The organism is Pantoea sp. E956-1 (assembly GCF_982223955.1).
This window is the reverse complement of sequence record NZ_CEUYZP010000137.1, coordinates 1-255: the sequence shown is the minus strand read 5'-3', so window position 1 is coordinate 255 and position 255 is coordinate 1. Positions and strand designations below refer to the sequence as shown.

1 pseudogene is annotated in these 255 nt (G+C 56.5%); it reads left to right on the top strand.

What is annotated here, in order from left to right:
- A pseudogene (ssb1, locus tag AC0T7J_RS25645) lies at window positions 1-255 on the top strand (single-stranded DNA-binding protein SSB1); the annotation flags it as partial.

Sequence of the window (255 nt, the reverse complement as noted above, 5' to 3'; positions counted from 1 at the left end):
CTGGTTGGAAATCTGGGTCAGGATCCGGAAGTGCGTTACCTGCCCAATGGTGGCGCGGTGGCAAACATCACGCTGGCAACCTCTGAGAGTTGGCGCGATAAGCAGACAGGTGAGAACAAGGAAGTAACTGAATGGCACCGCGTAGTGCTGTTTGGGAAGCTTGCTGAGGTTGCAGGTGAATACCTTCGCAAAGGTTCGCAGGTCTATATCGAAGGCCAGCTACGCACCCGCAAGTGGCAGGACCAGGGCGGACAG